Source organism: Flavobacterium rhamnosi (genome assembly GCF_048286515.1).
Classification (GTDB): domain Bacteria; phylum Bacteroidota; class Bacteroidia; order Flavobacteriales; family Flavobacteriaceae; genus Flavobacterium.
In genome coordinates, this window is record NZ_JBLVPS010000017.1 from 53,892 (window position 1) to 76,835 (window position 22,944).

Sequence of the window (22,944 nt, forward strand, 5' to 3'; positions counted from 1 at the left end):
TTGTCAATTAAAACAATCCCAATAAATATTGGGATTGTTAGCAAGCCGAGCAAGGCTTAGGATCAAATGATAGAATTAACTACAAGTTCTAACAATTAATTTTTAAACAGTAACTAAGTTGTCGGCAGGAACTATTATATCCTTACCATTCATTACTATTGCTAATGGTTTGTTGCCATCTACTGAGAATGTTGTTTCGTTATGAGTAATGGCAACTTTTAAAATTTGATTTCTAAAATTTATTTTAAAGGAATAGCCGTTCCATTCTTTTGGAATTTTTGGAGAAAAATGAAGTTTGTCTTCTTTAATTCTCATTCCGCCAAAACCTTCTACGATACTCATCCAGGTTCCGGCCATCGAAGTAATATGACAACCTTCTTCAACTTCTTTATTATAGTCATCCAGGTCTAAACGAGAAGTTCTCAAATAGAATGTATACGCCATATCGATTTTGTCTAGTACAGCAGCTTGAATCGAATGCACGCAAGGCGAAAGTGAGCTTTCGTGAACCGTAAAGGATTCGTAAAATTCAAAGTTGTTTTTAAGTTCTTCTTTTGAAAAATGATCTTCAAAGAAATAGAAACATTGCAGCACATCTGCCTGTTTGATATAAGGGGAGCGTAAAATTCTGTCCCAAGACCATTTTTGGTTAATTGGTCTTTGGCTTTTATCTAAGTCGGCTACTCGTACTAATTCCTTGTCTAGGAAACCATCTTGTTGTAAATACACATTGTGTTCTTCGGAAAAAGGGAAGTACATGTTATCCGAAACTTTTTTCCAGGATTGTAATTCTGCATCAGAAATTTTTACTTTTTCACTAATTCTTTTGTGATCTGAAGGGTATTCTAAAGATACTTTTTGAATTTGCTCGTAGGTATATTCCAGGCACCATTTAGCGATATAATTGGTGTAGAAATTGTTGTTTACGTTGTTTTCATATTCATTTGGACCAGTAACACCGAGAATTACATACTGGTTTAAATTAGTTGAAAAATTGGCTCTTTGATGCCAAAAACGAGCAATACCTATTAATACTTCTAATCCTTTTTCGGGAATATAGCTGTAGTCACCTGTATATCTGTAAAAGTTATAGATGGCAAAGGCTATGGCGCCGTTTCTATGAATTTCTTCAAAGGTAATTTCCCATTCATTATGGCATTCTTCTCCGTTCATTGTTACCATTGGATACAAAGCAGCACCGTTTGTAAATCCTAGTTTGGCTGCATTTTCAATGGCTTTGTCCAGTTGATTGTAGCGGTAGGTCAATAGATTGCGGGCCACTTCCTGATCTTTGGTCGCCATGTAAAACGGAATACAATACGCTTCGGTATCCCAATACGTTGATCCGCCGTATTTCTCACCGGTAAATCCTTTTGGTCCAATATTCAAACGGGAATCTTTTCCCAAATACGTTTGGTTTAATTGAAAAATATTAAAACGAATTCCTTGTTGAGCCTTGATATCGCCGTCAATAGTAATGTCCGACATTTCCCAGATTTTTGCCCAGGCGTCAATTTGGTCTTGCAACATTTGGTTGTAGCCTATTGCTAGTGCAGCATGGATTGCTTTTTCAGCAGCGGTTATTGTGTTTTCATGATTCAGCGAAACAGTATAACCACCAATTTTTTGGATAGATGATTTTTGGCCTTTAGCTACTATAACATCATAACTAAATTGAATTCTATCTGAAGTCCCATCAATATTTGCCGGAGAAATAGCTGTTTTTTCACCATTGGCCAAAATGGTATTATGCATGAAAGTGGTTACTTTGAAATGCGTTTTGAACGTTTGGGCAGTTACAAAAGCTTCGTTTCCTGATTTTTTCACGTCAAGTGGTTCCCAGAATTTTTCCTCCCAGTTTGCATCTTCGTTGGTTACACCAGCATCGATATACGGTTTGTAAATTACTTTTGAGTCTTTGTTTAGTGGTGTGATTTCATAATTAATAAGACCAACTTCATCCTGCACAATAGATAGAAAGCGACGGATGTTCACTGAAATTTCAGTTCCGTTTTTCAAAGTTGCCTCAAAAGAACGATTGTACCAACCTTCTTTCATGTTTAATTCACGACGGAAGTTTTTGACTTCTGAACAGGTATTCAAATTCAGTTTTTCTCCGTTGATTTCGATTTCAATTCCAATCCAGTTTGGTGCATTTAAAACTTTGGCAAAATATTCCGGATAACCGTTTTTCCACCAGCCCACTTTGGTTTTGTCTGGATAATATATTCCTGCAATATAACTTCCCTGGAACGTTTCTCCAGTGTAGCTTTCTTCAAAATTAGCACGTTGTCCCATCGCTCCGTTACCAATACTGAAAAGACTTTCAGATGATTTTATACGCTCTGCATCAAATCCTTCTTCTATGACAGACCAATTGTCGGGTTTTATATAATCTTGGTTCATTTTTTCTTTTGTTTAAAGTTTAAAAAGTGCAGGGTAAGAAGTTAATAGTTGGAATTTTACCACAATTTAACGCTGCTTTCTTTTTATTCTATCTCTTTTATTTTTTAATTAGATCTTCTATGAAATTGGTACCGATAGCTGTAAAATCTTTGAAGATGTACTTTGCTTCATGCAATACGGTTGCTTCACCGATTCCTATACTTATCATCTTTCCAATGTTAGCTGCCTGAACACCTGCAACTGAATCTTCGAAAACAATAGCGTCTTCTGGATTTATGTTTAATAATTTAGCTGCAATCAGGAAAACTTCCGGATCAGGTTTTGCGTTTGTAACATCATTGCCATCCACAACAGCATCAAAATAAGGTAACAATCCTGTTTTTTCTAATATAGGTCTGGCGTTTTTGCTGGCAGAACCCAATGCTATTGGTTGATTGTTGTCTTTAAGGAATTTCAAAATTGGAAAAACACCGGGAAGGATTTCACTTTCGTCCATGTCAACCAAATAGGATAGATAATCTTCATTTTTTTGAATTAGCCACTTGTCTTTATCTTCTTGCGAAGCTTCTACTTTTCCTAATTCTAATATAATATCTAAAGAACGCACGCGGCTAACTCCTTTTAATAATTCATTATGTTTATGTGTAAATTCAATATTTAGTTCATTTGCGATTTTCTGCCAAGCTAAATAATGGTATTTTGCTGTGTCAACAATCACTCCGTCCAGGTCGAATATAAATGCTTTTTTATTCATCGATTATTATTGTTTTATTACGTCATCAACATCTTGTACTTTAGCTACTAAGACAGCAGCAATCAAGAAGCTGATTCCACTCGTGACTAATGCGAATATGGCATTGTCATTGTATAAATATTTAACTAACGGTCCGCCAATCAAGGCGTTGATAATTTGAGGGATAACGACAAAGAAGTTAAAAATACCCATATACACTCCCATTTTCATTGGAGATATTGATCCGGCTAATATGGCATACGGCATAGATAAAATACTTGCCCAGGCAATGCCAACACCTATCATGGACAAGATCAGCCAGTTTTCGTTGGGTACGAAATAGATAGAAATCAATCCAATACCACCGACAATCAGTGAGATAGAATGCGTAAGTTTTCGTCCGAATTTTTTTGCGATATAAGGTAAGGCAAAAGCATAAAAAGCGGAAACCAAATTGTAAATACCAAATAGTACGCCAACCCAGTCTCCTGCGGTTTGGTACGCTTCACTTTTGCTGTCGTTAATTGGTAAGCCATAAATGTGATGGGCGATTGCAGGAGTGGTAAAAACCCACATTCCAAAAAGACCAAACCAAGAGAAAAATTGTACCCAACTCAATTGTCTCATTGTCGTAGGCATTTTTTTAAAATCGTCAAAAATGTCTAATAAACTCGATTCTTTTTCATTGGAATCAGGAACTCTCGTCTCTTGATGTGCCATTTCATCTTCAAATTGGGCTAATTCTTCTGGAGAATATTCTTTAGTGGTAAAAATGGAAACAAGAATGGACGCTACAAGAATGATTGCACCAATGACAAAAGATAAAATCAAATGCATAGGAACGCCGCCATCTTCATTTCTATTAGAAACTCCGAACCAATTGGTCAGGACATAGGGCAGCCAAGATCCAATTACGGCGCCAAAACCGATTAAGGCAGTTTGCACACTAAAACCTAAAGTCCTTTGATCGGTTCTTAGGTTATCTCCTACTAATGCTCTGAAAGGTTCCATAGCAATATTGAAAGAAGCATCCATTATCATTAACATTCCTGCTCCCACCCATAAGGCAGGTAGAAAAGCAATAAAAATTTCGGCTTGTGGCATTAATATTAAACCAATTGAGGCTAATAAAGCACCGACTAAAAAGAAAGGTTTTCTTCTGCCGAATTTACCCCAAGTTTTGTCGCTGTAATGTCCTATGATAGGTTGTACAATAAGTCCCATTAAAGGGGCAATTATCCAAAACCAGGATAATTCGTGTACATCGGCACCAAAAATTTGAAGAATTCTGCTGGCATTAGCATTTTGAAGGGCAAACCCCATCTGTATTCCCAGGAATCCAAAACTCATGTTCCAAATTTCCCAGAAACTTAATCTACGCTTTTCCATTATCGTAATTTAAAAATTAATACGATAAGCGCTATGCTTATCAAAACTTGTCTTATTTTCGAAGTAAAAGTAAAAGCTTTGAGGGGGTAAATATAAAAATTTATTTTAATCTTTTACTTTTTAGAATCAAATTATGAGAAACATTTTCAACTACAAGGTTGTAGTAATGAATAAATTACATGAAAATACTAATTGGTAGATTCTCTTTCTATTAAATGTGTTTCTATTACTTCGGTTTTATAATTTTCTGCTTCATCATCATCATCATTTTCTGCTTCTAATCTGTCGATGAGCATTTTTGCTGCTTTATTCCCCATTTTTATGCCGCTTTGACTTACAGTTGTAATAGTCGGTGTGGAGTATTTAGAAATAATCCCGTCTGTAAAAGCGATAACAGCCAAGTCATTCGGAACGTTTAATCCTATTTTATTAGCGGTTTTAATTATGGTTACTGCAAAAAGTTCATTTACAGCAAAAACCGCATCAATGGCTTTGTCTTCGAGCAATTTGCCAATCGTAATTTCGCAGGTGTCTACATCTTCTATTTTGATGATTAAATTTTCATTAAAAGGGATGTCATTGTCTAGTAATGCTTTGGTGTATCCGTCAGTTCTTAGTTTTCCTACGCTTACATAATCAACGGTTGTAACAAGGGCAATTTTCTTCTTTCCTTTGTTAATCAAGCTTTGAACAGCTTCATAAGCCGCTAATTTATCATCTATAATTACTTTGTCACAGAGTACTTCGTTAGTTACTCTGTCGAACATTACTACGGGCATTCCCTGATCGATAACTTCCGAAATATGATGGAAATCGCCCTTGAATTGGGTTTCTTTTGAAAGTGACATAATAAAGCCGTCAATGCTTCCATTGGCCAGCATTTCCATGTTAAGGACTTCTTTGTCAAAGGAGTCATCAGACAAGCAAATGATGACGCTATATCCATTTTCATTGGCCACCTGTTCTATTCCGTTAATAACAGTCGAAAAGAAATGATGGACAATTTCCGGTATAATAATTCCAATAGTTTTTGTTTTTCGATTCTTTAAGCTTAGGGCAATATTATTGGGTTTGTAATTATAGAATTTGGCAAATGCTTGTACTTTTAGTCTGGTTTCTTCTCCAATTTCCAAGCTGTTTCTTAGCGATTTTGAAACGGTAGAAATCGATACGTCAAGCTCTTTTGCAATTTGTTTAAGGGTGACCTTTCTTTTCATAAATGTAGGTTTTGAAAAAAATTATTTTGTTAATAAAGATATGTTTTATTTTTATTAATGACAATTTTAACCTTAAAAACTTCAATAAAATAGAAAGTTTTCAACACTATCACGTTTTCGTAAATCAATTAAAAATGGCGGGTGTCGGTGGTGTTAATATTTACTTAAATTTGAAAATTCGAAGTAAAATTAAAGCTTAAAAGAGCATCCAAAATTCAAATTAATTTAAACAAAAAGTATGAAAACAATTTATAAAAAGTTGTTATTTTTTTTACTACTGCTGCCTTTTAGTATTCTGGCCCAGAATACAATAAATGGGGTTGTTCTTGACAAAGTTTCAGGACAACCAATTCCAGGAGTAAATGTGAATGTACAAGGTGCCAATAATGGTGCTTCAACAGATTTTGATGGTAAATATCAGTTATCTAATGTTAAGAAGGGCGATAAAATCGTTTTTTCTTATATTGGATATGTGAATGCTGTTGTAGATTATATTGCTCAAAAATCATTAAATGTTTCTTTAGAAGAAGATTCAAATCAATTAAAAGAAGTAGTAATCCAAGTGGGTTACGGAACTGTTAAGAAGAAAGATGCGACCGGTGCAGTGACTGTGTTAACGTCAAAAGATTTTAATAAAGGACCGGTAACTTCTGCGGATCAAATGATTCAGGGTAAAGTAGCTGGTTTGCAAATTATTAATGAAGGAGGTTCTCCGGGGGAAGGTGCTACTATTAGAATCAGAAGCGGATCGTCATTGTCTGCTAATAATGATCCTTTATATGTTATTGATGGTGTTCCGGTAGCTGCAGGCGGTGTTGAGGGAAGTAGAAACCCATTGTCAACAATCAACCAAAATAATATTGAATCTATTTCAGTATTAAAAGATGCGTCAGCAACGGCTATTTATGGTTCTCGTGCTTCGAATGGGGTAATAATTATTACTACCAAAAAGGGGAAAGCAGGCGATTTACAAGTGAATTATAATGGAAATCTTCAAGTTTCTGAAATCACTAATAAAGTAGATGCATTGACCTCTACTCAGTTTAGAGATTTTGTTTCTACTAATGGAAATGCTGCTCAACAGGCTTTGGTTGGTGCTGCTGATACTGATTGGCAAAATGAAATATACAGAACAGCTATTGGTACAGATCATAATATCGCTTTAAGTGGTGGAACTGACAATGTGGTTTACAGAGCTTCTTTGGGATATGCGAATTTGAATGGTATCCTGAAAAGAGATAATATGGCACGTACTACCATGTCTGTGGGTGTAACAGGAAACTTCCTGGATAATCATTTAAAAATTGAGTTGAATAATAACACCTCTCTTATAAAAAGTAATTATAGTAATCGTGATGCTATAGGGGCAGCTATTCGTTTTGATCCAACTCAGGTTGTAAGAAATGAGGATGGTACTTTTTTCCAATGGTATACATCTCCAACTGAAATAAATCAATTGGCAGGAAGAAATCCATTGTCTTTAATTGAACAACAAAATAGATTTGGAACTGCATACAGAAGTATTGGGAATATCCAGACAGAGTATAAAATGCATTTTTTACCGGAATTGAAAGCAGTTGCTAACTTAGGGTACGATCAATTAAAAGGGAGGTCTTTTGGTAATACAGAAGCTGATTTTCTTAATGGTCTTTCTGGTTCTGGTTTTAATAACAGCAATTTAAAAACACAATCACGTTTTAATAAACTGATGGATTTGTTTTTAAATTACAATAAAAAAGTAGAATCTATTAATACTGTTTTTGATGTTACCGGAGGGTATTCGTATCAGGATTTTAGAGAATCACTTTATTCTTCAAATTTTAATTTTCAGAGTAAGAATACTACTGTTGATCCAAATTTTCCAGCACGTATCAACCTGCAATCTTTCTTTGCGAGAACAAATATCAGTATTGCGGATAAGTATTTGTTGACTTTGTCTTACAGACGTGATGGTACGTCAAGATTCACAGAATCCAATCGTTGGGCAAATTTCCCTGCAGTTGCACTAGCCTGGAAATTAAATGAAGAAAACTTTTTGAAAGATTCAGCAGGTATTTCTACACTAAAACTTCGTGGAGGATGGGGTATTACGGGACAACAGGATATAGGAATAAGTTACCCTTCTATTCCTTTGTATTTAGCCTCTAATACTGCTGCTCAGTACCAGTTCGGAAGTGATTTTTACACTACTTACAGGCCACAGCCTTACAACAGTAATTTGAAGTGGGAACAAACCACTACTATTAATGCAGGTTTGGATTTTGGATTTGCGAACAATAGAATCAACGGTAGTGTTGATTTGTACAAAAGGACTACTGAAGATTTATTATTGTACACGCAAAACCCTTCTTTCTTCGGATTTTCAAATTTTGATAATTATAACGTAGGAACAATCGAAAACGAAGGGATTGAAATTGCAGCGGAAGTTATCCCTGTTCGTACTGAAGATTTTGAATGGAGAATAGGCGGAAACGTAACGTTCCAAGATTCTAAAATTACTAAGTTGACCACTACGCAACCTAATACGCCAGGTATTAATACAGGAGGGTATGAAGGAGCTACTGGTAATACGATTCAAAATCATCAAGTGGGATATGCGCCAAGTTCTTTTTATGTATATGAGCAAGCGTATGGTGTAAATGGAAAACCATTAGATGGTGTGTATATCGACAGAAATAAAGACGGACTTATTACACAACAGGATAAGTATCGTTTTCATAAACCAGCAGCTGATGTTTTTTACGGGTTTAATACAAGCATAACTTACAAAAACTTTGATATGGGAATGAACTGGAGAGGATCTTGGGGTAATTACAATTACAACAACGTAGATTCTAGTAAAGGTTCTTTCAATAATATTTTGATCAGAAATACAGATTTGGCAAACGGTGTCGAAAATGTTTTGGAAACAGGTTTCAGATCAAATGATACAAAACGTTTTGAATCGGATTACTACATCCAGGATGCTTCATTTGTCAGATTGGACAACGTAAGTGTCGGCTATACTTTTAACCAAAAAGAGAATGCTTCTTCATTAGTTAAATTGACATTGTCGGCTCAGAATGTTTTGATAATTACTAAATATGAGGGGTTAGATCCAGAAATTTCTGGAGGTATAGATAGGAATTTATACCCACGACCAATTACTTTCACGTTAGGTTTAAACGTTAATTTCTAATACAAATAACAAGAAAAATGAAAAAGACACAAATAAAATTATTGGGTATTTCTTTGTTACTGTTGGTGATGTTATTCCCATCGTGTACAGATGATTTAAGCCAAGTCCCAGAAAGCTCAGTTGCGGTTCCGGGAGATGAATTTTTTAGTACTCCAGAATCGTACAAGCAAAATTTAGCCAAATTATATGCAGGATTTGCTACCTCAGGCCAAACTGCTGCAGGTTCTCCTGATATATCCGGAATTGATGAAGGAGAAAGTCAGTATATCAGAGGATTTTGGTTAATGCAGGAATTAACTACTGATGAAGCAGTTATTGCGTGGAATGATGGAACAATAAAAGACCTCCATTCACAAACATGGACTTCTTTGGACCGTTTTATTACGGCTACATTTGCGCGTTTCTCTTTTCAGATTGTAAATTGCAATGAGTTTTTAAGACAAACTACAGAGGAGAAATTAGCGAGTAGAGGTCTTGATGCCGCTTTGATAGCTGAAATTAAAACTTATAGAGCAGAAGCACGTTTCATAAGAGCATTAACCTACTGGCATTTAATTGATATGTTTGGTGGCGGTTCATTGGTAACGGAAGATTCTCCAAGTACTTTTTATTATCCGGACTATGCTACAAGAGCAGAACTGTACAAATTTGTTGATGAGGAATTAACAGCAATTACACCAGAACTAAAAGCGCCGAAATCTAATGAGGCCTATCGTGCAGACCAAGCTGCAGCCTGGATGTTACAGGCTAAATTATACATGAATTCGAAAGTGTATATTGGAACGGATAACTATGCAGCAGCGTTGCCATTAATTACGAAAGTAATTGGTTCCAGTTATTCTTTGCATACGAATTACAATCAATTGTTTTTTGCGGATAATGATAAAAACGGAGCACAAAACGAATTCATTTTTGCTATTGCTTTTGATGGTCTTCATACTCAAACCTATGGTGGGACTACTTTCCTGACGCATGCGCCAGTTGGTGGGACTATGAAAGCGGCTGAATTTGGAATCAATGGAGGTTGGGCCGGAATCAGAACAACATCGGCATTTGTAGATAAGTTTAGTGCAAATACAACGGATGCAAGAGGGCAATTTTACACAGATGGTCAGACTAAGGAAATTGCTGATATTGGTACATTCACTGATGGTTATGCCATTCAAAAATTCAGAAATGTAGATGTAAACGGAGTTCAGGGTTCAGATAAATCAGGAGACTTCTCTGATTCAGATTTTCCAATTTTTCGTTTAGCGGATGCTTATTTAATGTATGCAGAATGTGCTGTAGTGGGTAAAGTTGGAGATCTTGTAGCCGCTAGAACCTATGTGAATGCTTTGAGAACCAGAGCAAATGCAGCAACGATATCTTCTCTTACTGCTGATGCAGCAGGTGCAAACTTGATTCTTGACGAGAGAGCAAAAGAGCTGCACTGGGAAGGACACAGAAGAACCGATTTAATTCGTTTTGGTAAATTTTCAGGTGGTAGTTATTTATGGCCTTGGAAAGGAAATGTAGCTGGCGGAGCACCAACTCAAGCTTTTAGAGATTTATTCCCTATTCCTGCTGGTGCATTATCGTCAAACAATAAATTACAACAAAACCCTGGATATTAATAATATTAAAAATAAATAGAAAATGAAAAATATAACTAAATCAGTAATTGCTTTATTTGCGATACTAGCCTTGTCTTGTAGCGTAGAAGATGTAGAAGATAGACCGATAATTCAAGGAGTTGATACTCCTGAATTAGTTGCGCCTGAAAACGATAAATCATACGTATTACTTGAAGAAAATGCTGATAAGGTTGCAGAACGTTTTGTTTGGACTAAAGCAACTTATGACGGTGATGTTGAGATTGGATATAAACTTTTGATGGATGTTAAAGGTGGTGATTTTACAAATGCAGTTGAATTGGGAGGGACTTCCGGTGCAACTCAGATCGAAGTTACTGTGAAAACTTTAAATCAAGCGGTAATTGAATTAGGTGGTATACCTGATGAAATCGGTTCGTATGATGTAAAAGTAATGTCAAGTTTAACAGGTGTTGAAATAATGACTTCTGAAACTCCATTAACTATTTTGGTTAATGCTTATACGGGATTAATTCCTTATGAGTTTACAGATTGGTATTTTGTAGGTGATGCGACTGCTTCAGGGTGGAACAATAATAATAAAAACCAGCCTTTATTCAGAAGTGGAACAAATCCTAATTTATATAAATTTACAGGATTCTTTAAAGCTGGTGAATTCAAATTGATTTCTACTCCTGGACAATGGGCGCCAATGTTTGGAAAAGGCGATAATGGAGCTATTGTGGCGAGACCTACTGAAGCAGATCCAGATCCGGCAAACTTTGCAATTGCAACTGAAGGGTACTATACATTCACGATGAACACTGAAACGTTAAAGTATACTTTAGAAGCTTATAATGCTTCTGCTGCTGCAACGTTTACAACAGTTGGTATTATTGGAAGCAGCACACCGTTAGGATGGGACGCTTCAACAGCATTAACACAATCTACATTTAATTCACATGTTTGGTCAATGGATTTATTGCCTTTAAATGATGGTGAAGCTAAATTTAGAGCAAATAATGCGTGGGATGTAAACTGGGGTGGTAGCACTGCTTTCTCTGGATTTACAGACAACGGAGCAAGCGGAGGTAATTTGCCTGTAGCAAAATCGAAATATAAAATCTATTTCAATGATTTAGATGGCAGCTATTTAATGATTCCTAATCAAGAATAATTTATTTATAGTATATAAAAGGGCTGTCCACGTGATAGCCCTTTTTTTATAAACTTAAATTTAATAAATAAATGAGATGAAAAAAATTACTTTTTTATTTTTGCTAATATCATCTATTAGTTTTGCACAGTTTACAACTACACCATCACCTGCAGTTGCCAACGGAGCCGTTACACTCACTTTTAACAAAACCGGGACAGCGTTAGCGGCATATACAGGTACGATATATGCGCATATTGGTTTAACGGTTAATGGTACAAGATGGCAAAATGTTAAAGGGAGTTGGGGAAACAATGCAACACAACCCGCATTGACATTAGTTTCAGGAACTACTTATAAATTAGATCTTACTCCGGATTTGTATGCTTATTTTGGGGTTCCACTTTCGAGCTCTATTACAGAAATTTGTGTGGTATTGAGAAATGATGCCGGAAATGCGCAGACAGCGGATACTTTTTTTAATGTTGGAAGTTTTCAGGTAAGTTTGACAGCACCAGTCCAAAACAGCGCTACCATTATTAATTCCGGAGCGAGTTTTAATGTTGCAGCGAGCAATACGGGCGGCAATGCCAGTTATAATTTAAAAGCAAACGGCACAGCTATACATACAAATCCAAGTGCTTCCAGTTACAGTTATGCCGATACGAATATAACGAATAATAAAAATTATGAGCTGGAAGTAACACAAGGAAGTACTTCCATTATCAAAAAATTCAGCGTAATCGTAAATCCCGGGACAGTAGCTGCAGCTATGCCAACCGGTTTAATTGACGGAATCAATTACAATATTGCCGACCCAACAAAAGCAACTTTGGTGCTTGACGCTCCGTTAAAAGATTTTGTATATGTTGCGGGAAGTTTTAATGACTGGCAGCCTTCCTCTTCCTATGCGATGAAGAAAGATCCTGTATCAGGTATGTTTTGGCTGGAATTGACAGGCTTAATTTCGGGAACAAATTACACCTACCAATATTGGGTGGTTGATGCAACACCTATTGCGAATACACCTGCTATGGTAAAGACGGCAGATCCATACTCTACCTTGGTTTTGTCTCCTTTTGATGATCCTTCTATTCCAGCTTCGACCTATCCAAATCTTCCGGTATATCCTGCTGGTCAGGAACGAGAAGTGACGGTATTGCAAACCGGAAAAACAGCATTTGCCTGGAGCAGTGCCACAACAAATTTTGTAAAACCTGCTAAAGAAAAATTAGTAGTTTATGAATTGCTTGTTCGGGATTTTGATACTAACAGAAGCTATCAGGACCTGATTAATAAAATCGATTATTTTAAAAATTTGAAAATAAATGCGATTGAGTTAATGCCGGTGATGGAATTTGAAGGCAATGAAAGTTGGGGATACAATACTTCTTTCCATATGGCTTTGGATAAATTCTATGGGCCATCGGAGAAGTTAAAAGAGTTCGTGGATTTATGCCATCAGAATGGAATTGCGGTTATTCTTGATGTAGCGCTGAATCATGCATTTGGAAGAAACCCGATGCTTCGTATGTGGATGAATGATCCAGATGGTGATGGTTGGGGTTCTCCTTCAGTTGAAAATCCGTATTTTAATGCAACTGCCATGCATAGTTATAGTGTAGGAGAGGATTTTAATCATCAACAGCCCCGAACACAGAACTATGTGCAACGTGTCGTTAAACAATGGGTTGAAGAATATAAAATTGACGGATTACGTTGGGATTTAACCAAAGGTTTTACTCAAAATTGTCCCGCAAATGTTGCCGGTGGTCAAGAAAATTGCACAGGAAGCAAACAACAGGACAGAGTGGATGTTTTACGAAAATATGCAGACTACTCCTGGAGTCTGGATCCGAACCATTATACTATTTTTGAACATTTAGGCGGAAATGATGAAGAGCAGCAATGGGCAAATTACAGACTTGATGAGACGCCAAGTAAAGGGGTTATGATGTGGGGAATAATGTCTGGTGAATACAATAACCTGACTAAAGGTTTTGCTGGTAATATTTCAAGAATGAATACTTCAAGCAGAGGATTCAATGCACATCGATTAATGGGCTATGCAGAGAGTCATGATGAAGAACGTTTGATGTACAATAATTTGCAATCTGGTAATAGCACAACAGCTGACCATAATGTAAAAACGCTTCCCGTTGCACTTTCACGAATGTCTGCTTTGGGCGCTGTTTCTTTATTGGTTCCCGGACCAAAAATGATTTGGCAATTTGGAGAATTAGGATGGGAGTCGTCTATTTTTACGTGTAATAACGGTACTGTAAACGCTCCGTCAGATGCAACGACAGGAGATTGCAAATTAGATACAAAACCACAACCGCAATGGACTACTAATTGGCTTGGAGATGCAAGCAGAAGTAAGATCTACAATGATTGGGCTAAAATGATCACGATGAAAATAGTAGAACCTGTATTTTCAGGAACTGCAACAATCGCTAATACAAGCTCATTATTTCCGAACATCAAAATTACTAATAGTGCATTAGCAGCAAGCCAACTTAAAGATGTATTGATTGTCGCTAATTTCAATGTGATACCACAAAATGTTTCCTCAGGATTTCCGTATACCGGAACCTGGTATGACTTGATGGATAATACTTCTATTAATGTGATTAGTACGTCAATGCCAATTACTTTGCAACCGGGCCAGTTTAAAATTTATGGAAACAAAACAGCGTCATTGGCAATAGCAGATTACGAAAAATCACCAACGATTTTGTTGTATCCAAATCCAGCGTCCAATTATTTCACTTTAAATGAAACTACTTCCAAGGTTCAAATTTTTTCCATCACAGGACAATTGGTTAAAAGTTTTGATGTAAATCAATCCTCAGATCATCAATTTATGATTAGTGATTTGAGTAAAGGGCTTTACATAGTAAAGGCATTCGATGAAAACAATACAGCGAGAGTGATGAAGTTACTTAAAGAATAAGAATTATTATTATATTCACTAAAGGCTATCCGTAAAAAAGACAGCCTTTTTTTGTATTCTTAAAACAGAAGCATTCCATTATTATTTATTCGGCTTCTTCCAAAAGTTCACCGTTTGCATGAACTGTTAATTTACGAACCTCATTCTCTTTTTTAATTTTGATATGGTATTGTTTTTTTACAACATGCCCATCTTCCTGTACGTACAGAAACGTATCATTAACAATTTCCCATTTCGGGAATTTTTGGAGAATGGTATGGACTACGACATTCGGAAGTTTAACATTTTTATAGTTTTCAATAATACCGGTTAATTTACCATCGTCATTATAGGTAGCTGACAATAATCCATTTTTCATTTCCATTTGTATGGAATGGGACTTTTCTCCTTGGTGCTGTTTTCCTAGGTCGTAATCAAAGAATTTTCGTTGAAGATCTCTGACTTTATTATCGGGATTTTCGTCAGTGATGTATGCGGAAAAATTCTTTTCTGTTTTTTTTGTTACTACTTTTGGCGCTTCTTCCGATTCAAAACTACCTGCATTTGGGCCACTGACTTTCTTATTGTGATACTGAGAATAAGATGCGGTGACAAAACTTGAAAATAACAAAGTCAAAATAATTTTTTTCATGAGATTTGTTGTTAAATTAATAGATAAGCATATCCTCAAAATAAAATAGAGGATTTAATTTCTTCCTATTTTAATTTTAAGCTATTTTATAGTGATAGTTTAAAACTTATGGGAAATAACCGTTTTGTCTTTGGGGGGTATTGATTATCAGTCAGGTATGGTAAAATTAGATTTTTTAGCTAGCGGCTGGAGTTAATAGTATCCATAATTTATGTTAAAAGTACAGAGCGAATAAGTGTCTTTTTTATTAAGAATATGCATTCAGATGTAGGGCTCAAAATAAAAATGGCAGTCTATGGATTAGACAGCCATTTACATTAAAAGAACTATTTTTCTTGTGACAGTTTTTAACTGCAATTAAAAACTACAATTTAAATTTTGCCGTTTTTGATTTCTTCTACAATTTCAGGGTTCAACAATGTTGAGATGTCCCCAAAATCCGAATAATCTCCCTCGGCTATTTTACGAAGAATTCTGCGCATGATTTTTCCGGAACGCGTTTTTGGCAGACCAGAAACAAATTGAATTTTATCCAGTTTTGCAATCGGTCCAATATGATTAGAGATTTGTTGATTAATTTCATTGGTTAGATTTTCTCTGTCGCGATATTCTCCCGTTTCTTTTAGAATAACAAAACCATATAAGGCATTTCCTTTAATATCATGAGGGAAGCCTACGATGGCTGATTCGGCAACCGCCGGATGTTCATTAATCGCATCTTCTATAGGCGCAGTTCCTAGATTGTGTCCAGAAACAATAACGACATCGTCTACACGACCTGTAATTCTGTAGTATCCCACTTCGTCACGCAAAGCACCATCGCCAGTGAAATATTTACCTGGAAAGGTAGAAAAGTATGTGTCTTTGTACCGTTGATGATTCCCCCAAATGGTTCTGGCAATTCCAGGCCAGGGAAATTTAATACATAAACTTCCTGTAACTTGATTGCCTTCAATTTCATTGCGTTTTTCGTCCATAAGAACAGGCTGAATTCCAGGTAATGGTAAGGAGGCATAGGTTGGTTTGGTTGGAGTGACAAATGCGATTGGCGAAATCATAATTCCACCTGTTTCGGTTTGCCACCAAGTGTCTACCACTGGACATCTTTTATCTCCAACATGGTCATTGTACCAGTGCCACGCTTCTTCATTAATCGGTTCTCCTACAGAGCCAATAACTTTGAGCGATTTTAGAGGAAACTTTCGGACGTAATCCAAGCTCTCTTTTGCCAAAGCACGAATGGCCGTTGGTGCAGTATAAAATTGGGTTACTTTGTGTTTTTCGATCGTTTCCCAAAAGCGACTAAAGTCAGGATAGGAGGGGACACCTTCAAAAATAACTGTTGTCGCACCATTCAAAAGAGGACCATAAAGAATATAGGAATGTCCGGTAATCCAGCCAATATCAGCAGTACACCAAAAAACATCGTTCTCTTCATAATTAAAGACGTTCTTGAAAGTATAGGCGGTATAAACCATGTAACCTGCCGTGGTATGTACCATTCCTTTGGGTTTTCCGGTGGAGCCAGAAGTATAGAGAATGAACAATGGGTCTTCAGCATCCATTATTTCAGCAACATTATTATCTGAAGCCTGGTCTAAAAGAGGTTGTAGCCATTGGTCACGGCCTGCTGTCATGTTTATGGGAGTATTGATTCTTTTTACAACCAAAACTTTTGAAACACCGGGGCAATCAGCTAACGATTCATCAATGATTCCTTTTAAATCAATAGTTTTATTACCGCGATAACCTCCATCTGAAGTGATGACCAGTTTGCAATCGCTATCATTAATTCTGGTAGCTACAGCTGAAGCAGAAAATCCTGCAAAAACGACAGAATGGATGGCTCCAATTCTGGCACAAGCCAAAGTCGATATGGCTAATTCAGGAATCATCGGCAAATAAATACAAACGCGATCTCCTTTTTTTACACCTTGGTCCCGTAACACATTTGCCATTTTACAAACACGTTGGTGCAATTCATTATACGAAATATGTAATGCTTCTTCGTTGGGATCGTTCGGTTCAAAGATGATAGCTGTTTTGTCCCCTTTTTTGATAAGATGCCTGTCTATACAGTTTTTAATAATGTTTACTTTAGCTCCGGTAAACCATTTTATTTCAGCTTCGGCCATATTAAAATCAACTACTTTTTCCCATTGTTGGTACCAAGTGAAATTTTCAGCAGCAATTTTGTCCCAGAATTTTCTTGGCTCACGGACTGATTTTTTATATTCTTTAAAGTATTCTTCTAAATTGTTAATTTTATAGCGACTCATATTTTAGATAATTTAGTTGTTTTTGTTTTTTATTATAAATGCCGATTTTTGGAATACTAGTTTTACTGCTTCTTGCTCCTTGATAATTGTAGTGCAATGGCACAACCACCCTACGAATGATTAGTCCTTTGAAATAGTAGGAATGCTAATTATTGAATCAGATCCTGTACTTGTTCTACTAATTTTTTTAAGGAGAAGGGCTTTACTACATATAAATTTGCGCCTAATGAAAGTCCTTTTTTAATGTCCTTTTCTTTGTTTTTTGCTGAAAGGAAAATGACTTTGCAATGTTGTAAGCGGTCATCTTTTTTTATTTGTTCCAATGTGGCAAAACCGTCAACCATTGGCATCATTACATCCAGAATCATTACGTCAGGAATTTGTGTTTCTAAAATGTCTAATGCTTCTTGTCCGTCACGAGCTATAAAAACTTCGAAATTGTTCTTTTTGAATGTGTATTCCAGCGACATAACAATATTTGGTTCGTCATCTACAATTAAAATTTTTTTCATTTTTAACGATTTTCAGTTGTATTGTAATTGGGTAATGTGAAAACAAAAGTGGCGCCGTTTGCTTCGGTATTTTCAGCCCAAATTTGCCCTTTATGATGTTCTAGTATCTGCTTGCAAATGGCAAGTCCAAGGCCGCTTCCAATTGGTTTTTTTACATTCTGATTTCTAGATTGATAAAATTTATCAAAAATGGCTTCGAAATCTTCATCTTTAATTCCTTTACCATTATTGTGAATGCTGACCGTTACGACCTCTTTATTTTCTATAATAGAAATAGTTATTTTTCCATTTGTATCAGGACAGAATTTTATAGCATTTGACAATAAATTATGAACCACCTGGATGATTCGTTCTTCATCATAAAAGGCTTTTATTTCTTTGGATGCGTCATTAAATTCGACACTTATTTTTTGGTTCTTTAGCAACTGTTGGACAGAATCGAGGGTTTTTGTTATTGTTTTTGAAATAGTGTTTTTTGAAAGATAGATCTTTTGTTTTCCAGTTTCAAATTTCTCTAAATCCAGAATTTTATCTATCAGACGATTCAAACGATCCGACTCGGAGATGATGTTTTGCAGGAACTGTTTCCGTAACTCTTCCGGAATATCATCATCGTCGTGAAGAATTTCACTGGCAGCACGAATTGCCGTAATTGGGGTTCTCAATTCATGCGTAACGGTGTCCAGAAATTCATCTTTTTGAATGTCTTTATGGACCAATTTCTGATTGGCATTTTTCAGTTGTTCGGATATTTTTTTTAATTCATTGGAAGTATCTGTCAGTTTTTTATTGATGATGATATTTTCTTTGGATTCTTCCAAGATTCGAAGCACTTCGGGCAAACTGATTTTGTCCTCCTTGATTACGCTTGATATTAAAATTTTGGCGGAAGCCGTACCAATATGTCCTGTCAGTAAATTTTCAGCAAATTTTACAAACCGTGCATCGGCCGTTGTGATGTTTTTATCGATGCCGTATTTTAAATTAAAAATGGTCAGCGCTCGTTTTGTTCTTTCTTCTCCAAGAAAGCGCTGTAAAACTTTTTGAATGTCTGAGACGTACGCAGTTCCTTTCCATACAAATGCATTTTCATGATTAGTGATGTATTTGTCAATGTCTACGAACATTTCGGCATAATTGCGTTCTCTATAATTGCCTTTGAAACTCACAGAAATGGCAGCATAACTCATTACATTGAGCAATAAACTCCAGAAAACAGCATGCGGAATAGGTTCTAAATAATCCAAACCAAAAAGTTGAAAAGGCTTTAGCAATTCAATTCCCCACGGCCCTTCCTGAATGAATAGACTTGTTGATTTTGTAATCCCAATGGCATAGGGGATCAAAAGTGTATAGAAGCAAATTAGAAACCCAATAATAATTCCTGTTGCCGCACCATTTTTAGAACCTCTTTTCCAGAATAAAGCACCGAAAAAGGAGGGAGCCAGTTGGGCTATAATTACAAAAGAAACCAAGCCTATTGAAACTAAAGAATAGTCCAGAATGAAAATTCGGTATAGGGCATAGGCCAAAATAATAAGCGAAAAAATTCCTATTTTTCGGCTGTTTACAATTCGTTTACTGTTCTTTTTTGGTGAAGAGTTTTCTAGTGAACCAATGAAGCCGTACGGAATCAATAAGTTATTGCTCAGCATGGTGGCGAGTGCTATTGACGAGACGATAATCATCGAAATGGCTGCTGAAAATCCGCCAAGAAACACTAAAACGGTCAATAAATTATTGTTGAAAAACTGAGGGATCAATAAGGAGTACGTGTCTGAATTAAGCCCTTTTCCTTCAAAAAGGATATTTCCTCCCCAGGCAATCGGAAACACAAAAATGTTGAAAAGGAATAAGTACAATGGAAAAAGCCAAATTGCTGTGCGAATATGGGTTTCTTTGTTGTTTTCAACAATGGCTGTATGAAATTGTCTTGGCAATAGAAAAATGGCAAACATTGATAAGACACAAAGAAAGAACCAGTTAATTCCATTAGTAAGGCCATCTATGGAGTTTTTCTCTTCAAAATTTTCAAGGACAGAGGCCTTTTGGTATATGTCATCAAATCCATCGAAAACAAAATAGGTTACATAAATACCAACGATTAAAAAGAAAACTAACTTCAAGATAGATTCCATTGCTACAGCGGTTATAAGACCGCGTCTTTTCTCTGAAGCATCGACGTATTTTGTGCCATAATACGAAGCAAATAAAGCCAGAGCAATGCAAACATAAGTGGTAGTATCTGTGAAAATATTGTTGCTCGATTGTGTTTTGCTAACAATATGAAAGGTGTCTGAAATCGATTTTAGCTGTAAAGAAATATAAGGTACAATCCCAAAAATACAAATCAGGGTAACTAATGCGCCCAGAAATCTACTGTTCCCATATCGTAAAGAAATGAAATCGGCAATACTGGATATTTTATTTACTCTCGAAATTCGAATAATTCTTTTGAGGATAATCATCCATGTAGGGATGATAATGACTGGACCTAAATAAATAGGGATATAGCTTAAGCCGGAATTTGCCGCAAGACCTATACTGCCGTAATAGGTCCAAGCGGTACAATAAACTGCTAATGAAAAGGAATAGATATAGGGATTATTGGTCCATTTTGAATGACTCCTTTTTTCTGCCCAATAAGCGATGTAAAAAAGAATCGACAAATAAAGCACCAATATTAATAAAAGACCAATGCTATTCATAATATCGTTTAATGATCAGGTAGCTGATTGCGATTGAAACTAACCATGCCGAAAAAATATAGATGTATATAATTGGGAATCCGAAGAGGGGTTTTGAACTATCAAATAACAGCAAAAGCGGAATGTTCAACGCTAATATCATTAGCATTGAAAGAATAACCAACTTTTGTTCATGTCTCTTTTTCATTGTACTAAAGGTATACAATCGCTACAGATGAATGTAGCGATTGTATAGTGTAAAAACGGATTCAAAATATTATTTTTTTTCGTCATAGTCGCCCATTAAGGAAAAATAGCCAAAAGTCCCTAGACCTAAAACTATTAAGGGGGTAAGTATAAAAAGGATGATAATTCCGAATACTAAATCCTCTTGTTTGCCTGACATAAATTTTGGTAATCCAAAAGTGAAGATGCAAAAATAGGCCGCAGCAACTGCTAGTGCTATCCAGACTAAACCTAAAACTCTTTTTATCTGATTCATGGCTGTGTTTTTAAATGTGAGTGTTCTTGTCTTTGTTTTTTATGTAAATCATCCCGACTACAAAGGAGACTGAAGCTATAACTATAGGATACCAAAGTCCTTCCAGATAAAATTCGGACTGGCCGGCATCTTTTGCGTTGGTTACGAAATAGGTTGATATTGCAGGAAGCAATCCTCCAAAAATTCCGTTTCCTACATGGTACGGCAGTGACATGGAAGTGTATCTGATTTTTACAGGAAACATCTCGACAAGGAAAGCCGCAATCGGACCATACACCATTGTGACAAATAGAACCTGTATGAATACTAAAAAGATTAAAGACCATTGGTCGCCGGAGTTGATTTTAATTGTTGTTTTAATTTCTGCTTTTTCTTTTCCATCAACAATCATTGCTTTCCCGTTTTCTAAAGATACGGTTTTTACTTCCAGCAAAGTGGTTCCATCCGTATACTCTTTATTTGTAGTATAGATTGAATCCATGATTTGTTTATTATTATCCTTCAATTCAGCCAGTACGGTAGTTTTTGCTACAATTTCAGTTTTGTTTTTTACGGAAGTAGTTTCGTACATGCTTTTATAAATAGGTCTGTAAAGTAAAATAGCACATAACATTCCGCCCATCATAATATACTTTCGTCCTACTTTATCACTTAACCAGCCAAAGACAATGAAAAATGGTGTCCCGAGTATTAATGCAATTCCTAATAAGGTGTCCACTTGAGAAGAGTCAATAGACATTACAGTTTTCAAAAAGCTCATCGCATAAAATTGGCCCGTGTACCAAACAACACCTTGTCCCATGGTAGCTCCAAATAAAGCCAATAAAACAAATTTCAAGTTGTAACGATTTCCAAAACTCTCTTTTAATGGATTGGTACTTGTTTTTCCTTCGCTTTTTGCTTTAGCAAAAACAGGAGATTCTTCCATGTTTTTTCTGATCAAATAAGAAACAAATACCATAATGATAGAAACCCAAAACGGAACTCTCCATCCCCACTGATCAAATTGTTCGGGAGTAAGAATATTTCTAGTTGCTAAAATAACCATTAAGGAAATGAATAGTCCGACAGTAGCTGTGGTTTGTATCCAGGAAGTCCAGTAGCCTCGCTGTCCAACTGGTGCATGCTCGGCCACATAAGTCGCGGCTCCGCCATATTCACCACCAAGAGCAAGGCCTTGAAGCAAACGAAGAATTAATACTAATAAAGGCGCCATAAACCCTATAGTTTCATAACTCGGGATGCAACCTATCAGAAACGTTGCGCCACCCATTAATAATAGAGTAACCATGAACGTATATTTACGGCCAATTAAATCACCTAATCTTCCAAAGAAAAGTGCTCCAAAGGGACGAACTACAAATCCGGCTGCAAATGTTGCTAATGTTGACAGAAAGGCTGCGGTTGGGTTATCAGACGGGAAAAATTTTGTTGAAATGACAACGGCTAAACTTCCAAAAATGTAGAAATCGTACCATTCAATCATTGTGCCCATTGAAGATGCGGAAATCACTTTCCAAATTCCTTTTGTTGATTTGCTACTCATATTTTATTTGTGTTTATAGTGGTGCGTCCAGATAATTTGCTTGTGACACAACTGTCTGTACAGTGTTGTTTGTCGATTGTTTTAAAGTTAGATAGTCTAAATTAATTGCTGAAAAAGGCATTGGCTGTAATTGCCAGGTAAAAAATGGTTAATTTCAATACCGCCAAATTCTAATTTT

14 protein-coding genes are annotated in these 22,944 nt (G+C 36.1%); 4 read left to right on the forward strand and 10 right to left on the reverse strand.

The window, feature by feature from the left end; translation table 11 throughout:
- Positions 1-102: 102 nt before the first annotated feature.
- From ACNQGN_RS13585 to ACNQGN_RS13600, 4 genes are all read right to left on the reverse strand, one after another.
- Positions 103-2,406: a glycoside hydrolase family 65 protein gene (locus ACNQGN_RS13585; protein ID WP_417988367.1), complete on the reverse strand. Its 2,304-nt coding sequence runs from the start codon at positions 2,404-2,406 to the stop codon at positions 103-105.
- A gap of 97 nt (positions 2,407-2,503) precedes the next feature.
- The gene (gene pgmB / locus ACNQGN_RS13590) at positions 2,504-3,160 is read right to left on the reverse strand and encodes a beta-phosphoglucomutase (protein ID WP_417988368.1); all 657 of its coding nucleotides are present in this window, start codon (positions 3,158-3,160) and stop codon (positions 2,504-2,506) included.
- Between the two features lie 6 nt (positions 3,161-3,166).
- Positions 3,167-4,528: an MFS transporter gene (locus ACNQGN_RS13595; RefSeq protein WP_417988369.1), complete on the reverse strand. Its 1,362-nt coding sequence runs from the start codon at positions 4,526-4,528 to the stop codon at positions 3,167-3,169.
- Between the two features lie 188 nt (positions 4,529-4,716).
- Positions 4,717-5,745 (reverse strand): LacI family DNA-binding transcriptional regulator, encoded by a 1,029-nt coding sequence (locus tag ACNQGN_RS13600; RefSeq protein ID WP_417988370.1) that lies wholly within the window; start codon positions 5,743-5,745, stop codon positions 4,717-4,719.
- A 238-nt stretch (positions 5,746-5,983) separates the two neighbouring features.
- Between ACNQGN_RS13600 and ACNQGN_RS13605 the strand changes: the two genes are divergently transcribed.
- From ACNQGN_RS13605 to ACNQGN_RS13620, 4 genes are all read left to right on the forward strand, one after another.
- Complete coding sequence (locus tag ACNQGN_RS13605) at positions 5,984-8,923, forward strand: SusC/RagA family TonB-linked outer membrane protein (RefSeq protein ID WP_417988371.1); 2,940 nt, start codon at positions 5,984-5,986, stop codon at positions 8,921-8,923.
- A gap of 17 nt (positions 8,924-8,940) precedes the next feature.
- Positions 8,941-10,539 carry a RagB/SusD family nutrient uptake outer membrane protein gene (locus ACNQGN_RS13610; protein ID WP_417988372.1) on the forward strand — a complete coding sequence of 533 codons (1,599 nt, stop codon included), beginning with the start codon at positions 8,941-8,943 and terminating at the stop codon, positions 10,537-10,539.
- Between the two features lie 22 nt (positions 10,540-10,561).
- Complete coding sequence (locus ACNQGN_RS13615) at positions 10,562-11,674, forward strand: SusE domain-containing protein (RefSeq protein ID WP_417988373.1); 1,113 nt, start codon at positions 10,562-10,564, stop codon at positions 11,672-11,674.
- 76 nt (positions 11,675-11,750) lie between these two features.
- Entirely contained in the window at positions 11,751-14,609 is a 2,859-nt protein-coding gene (locus ACNQGN_RS13620) for an alpha-amylase family glycosyl hydrolase (protein WP_417988374.1), read from the forward strand.
- Positions 14,610-14,694: 85 nt separating this feature from the next.
- On the opposite strand, the gene ACNQGN_RS13625 is transcribed toward ACNQGN_RS13620, so the two are convergent.
- From ACNQGN_RS13625 to ACNQGN_RS13650, 6 genes are all read right to left on the reverse strand, one after another.
- Positions 14,695-15,240: a hypothetical protein gene (locus ACNQGN_RS13625; RefSeq protein ID WP_417988375.1), complete on the reverse strand. Its 546-nt coding sequence runs from the start codon at positions 15,238-15,240 to the stop codon at positions 14,695-14,697.
- A gap of 371 nt (positions 15,241-15,611) precedes the next feature.
- Positions 15,612-17,519 (reverse strand): acetate--CoA ligase, encoded by a 1,908-nt coding sequence (gene acs / locus ACNQGN_RS13630; RefSeq protein WP_417988376.1) that lies wholly within the window; start codon positions 17,517-17,519, stop codon positions 15,612-15,614.
- Positions 17,520-17,668: 149 nt separating this feature from the next.
- Positions 17,669-18,031, reverse strand: coding sequence for a response regulator transcription factor (locus ACNQGN_RS13635; protein ID WP_417988377.1), 363 nt, complete (start codon positions 18,029-18,031; stop codon positions 17,669-17,671).
- Positions 18,032-18,033: 2 nt separating this feature from the next.
- Positions 18,034-20,739 carry an ATP-binding protein gene (locus tag ACNQGN_RS13640; protein WP_417988378.1) on the reverse strand — a complete coding sequence of 902 codons (2,706 nt, stop codon included), beginning with the start codon at positions 20,737-20,739 and terminating at the stop codon, positions 18,034-18,036.
- 256 nt (positions 20,740-20,995) lie between these two features.
- Positions 20,996-21,220: a DUF6814 family protein gene (locus ACNQGN_RS13645; RefSeq protein ID WP_417988379.1), complete on the reverse strand. Its 225-nt coding sequence runs from the start codon at positions 21,218-21,220 to the stop codon at positions 20,996-20,998.
- A 10-nt stretch (positions 21,221-21,230) separates the two neighbouring features.
- The gene (locus ACNQGN_RS13650; protein ID WP_417988380.1) at positions 21,231-22,766 is read right to left on the reverse strand and encodes an MFS transporter; all 1,536 of its coding nucleotides are present in this window, start codon (positions 22,764-22,766) and stop codon (positions 21,231-21,233) included.
- Positions 22,767-22,944: the final 178 nt, after the last annotated feature.

Bases quoted from the DNA above. Each gene is read 5' to 3' on its own strand.
- ACNQGN_RS13615 (WP_417988373.1), top strand. From the start codon at position 10,562: ATGAAAAATATAACTAAATCAGTAATTGCTTTATTTGCGATACTAGCC.
- ACNQGN_RS13640 (WP_417988378.1), bottom strand. From the start codon at position 20,739: ATGAATAGCATTGGTCTTTTATTAATATTGGTGCTTTATTTGTCGATT.
- acs (WP_417988376.1), bottom strand. From the start codon at position 17,519: ATGAGTCGCTATAAAATTAACAATTTAGAAGAATACTTTAAAGAATAT.
- ACNQGN_RS13650 (WP_417988380.1), bottom strand. From the start codon at position 22,766: ATGAGTAGCAAATCAACAAAAGGAATTTGGAAAGTGATTTCCGCATCT.
- ACNQGN_RS13620 (WP_417988374.1), top strand. From the start codon at position 11,751: ATGAAAAAAATTACTTTTTTATTTTTGCTAATATCATCTATTAGTTTT.
- ACNQGN_RS13610 (WP_417988372.1), top strand. From the start codon at position 8,941: ATGAAAAAGACACAAATAAAATTATTGGGTATTTCTTTGTTACTGTTG.
- ACNQGN_RS13600 (WP_417988370.1), bottom strand. From the start codon at position 5,745: ATGAAAAGAAAGGTCACCCTTAAACAAATTGCAAAAGAGCTTGACGTA.
- ACNQGN_RS13585 (WP_417988367.1), bottom strand. From the start codon at position 2,406: ATGAACCAAGATTATATAAAACCCGACAATTGGTCTGTCATAGAAGAA.
- ACNQGN_RS13605 (WP_417988371.1), top strand. From the start codon at position 5,984: ATGAAAACAATTTATAAAAAGTTGTTATTTTTTTTACTACTGCTGCCT.
- ACNQGN_RS13635 (WP_417988377.1), bottom strand. From the start codon at position 18,031: ATGAAAAAAATTTTAATTGTAGATGACGAACCAAATATTGTTATGTCG.
- ACNQGN_RS13645 (WP_417988379.1), bottom strand. From the start codon at position 21,220: ATGAATCAGATAAAAAGAGTTTTAGGTTTAGTCTGGATAGCACTAGCA.
- ACNQGN_RS13625 (WP_417988375.1), bottom strand. From the start codon at position 15,240: ATGAAAAAAATTATTTTGACTTTGTTATTTTCAAGTTTTGTCACCGCA.
- pgmB (WP_417988368.1), bottom strand. From the start codon at position 3,160: ATGAATAAAAAAGCATTTATATTCGACCTGGACGGAGTGATTGTTGAC.
- ACNQGN_RS13595 (WP_417988369.1), bottom strand. From the start codon at position 4,528: ATGGAAAAGCGTAGATTAAGTTTCTGGGAAATTTGGAACATGAGTTTT.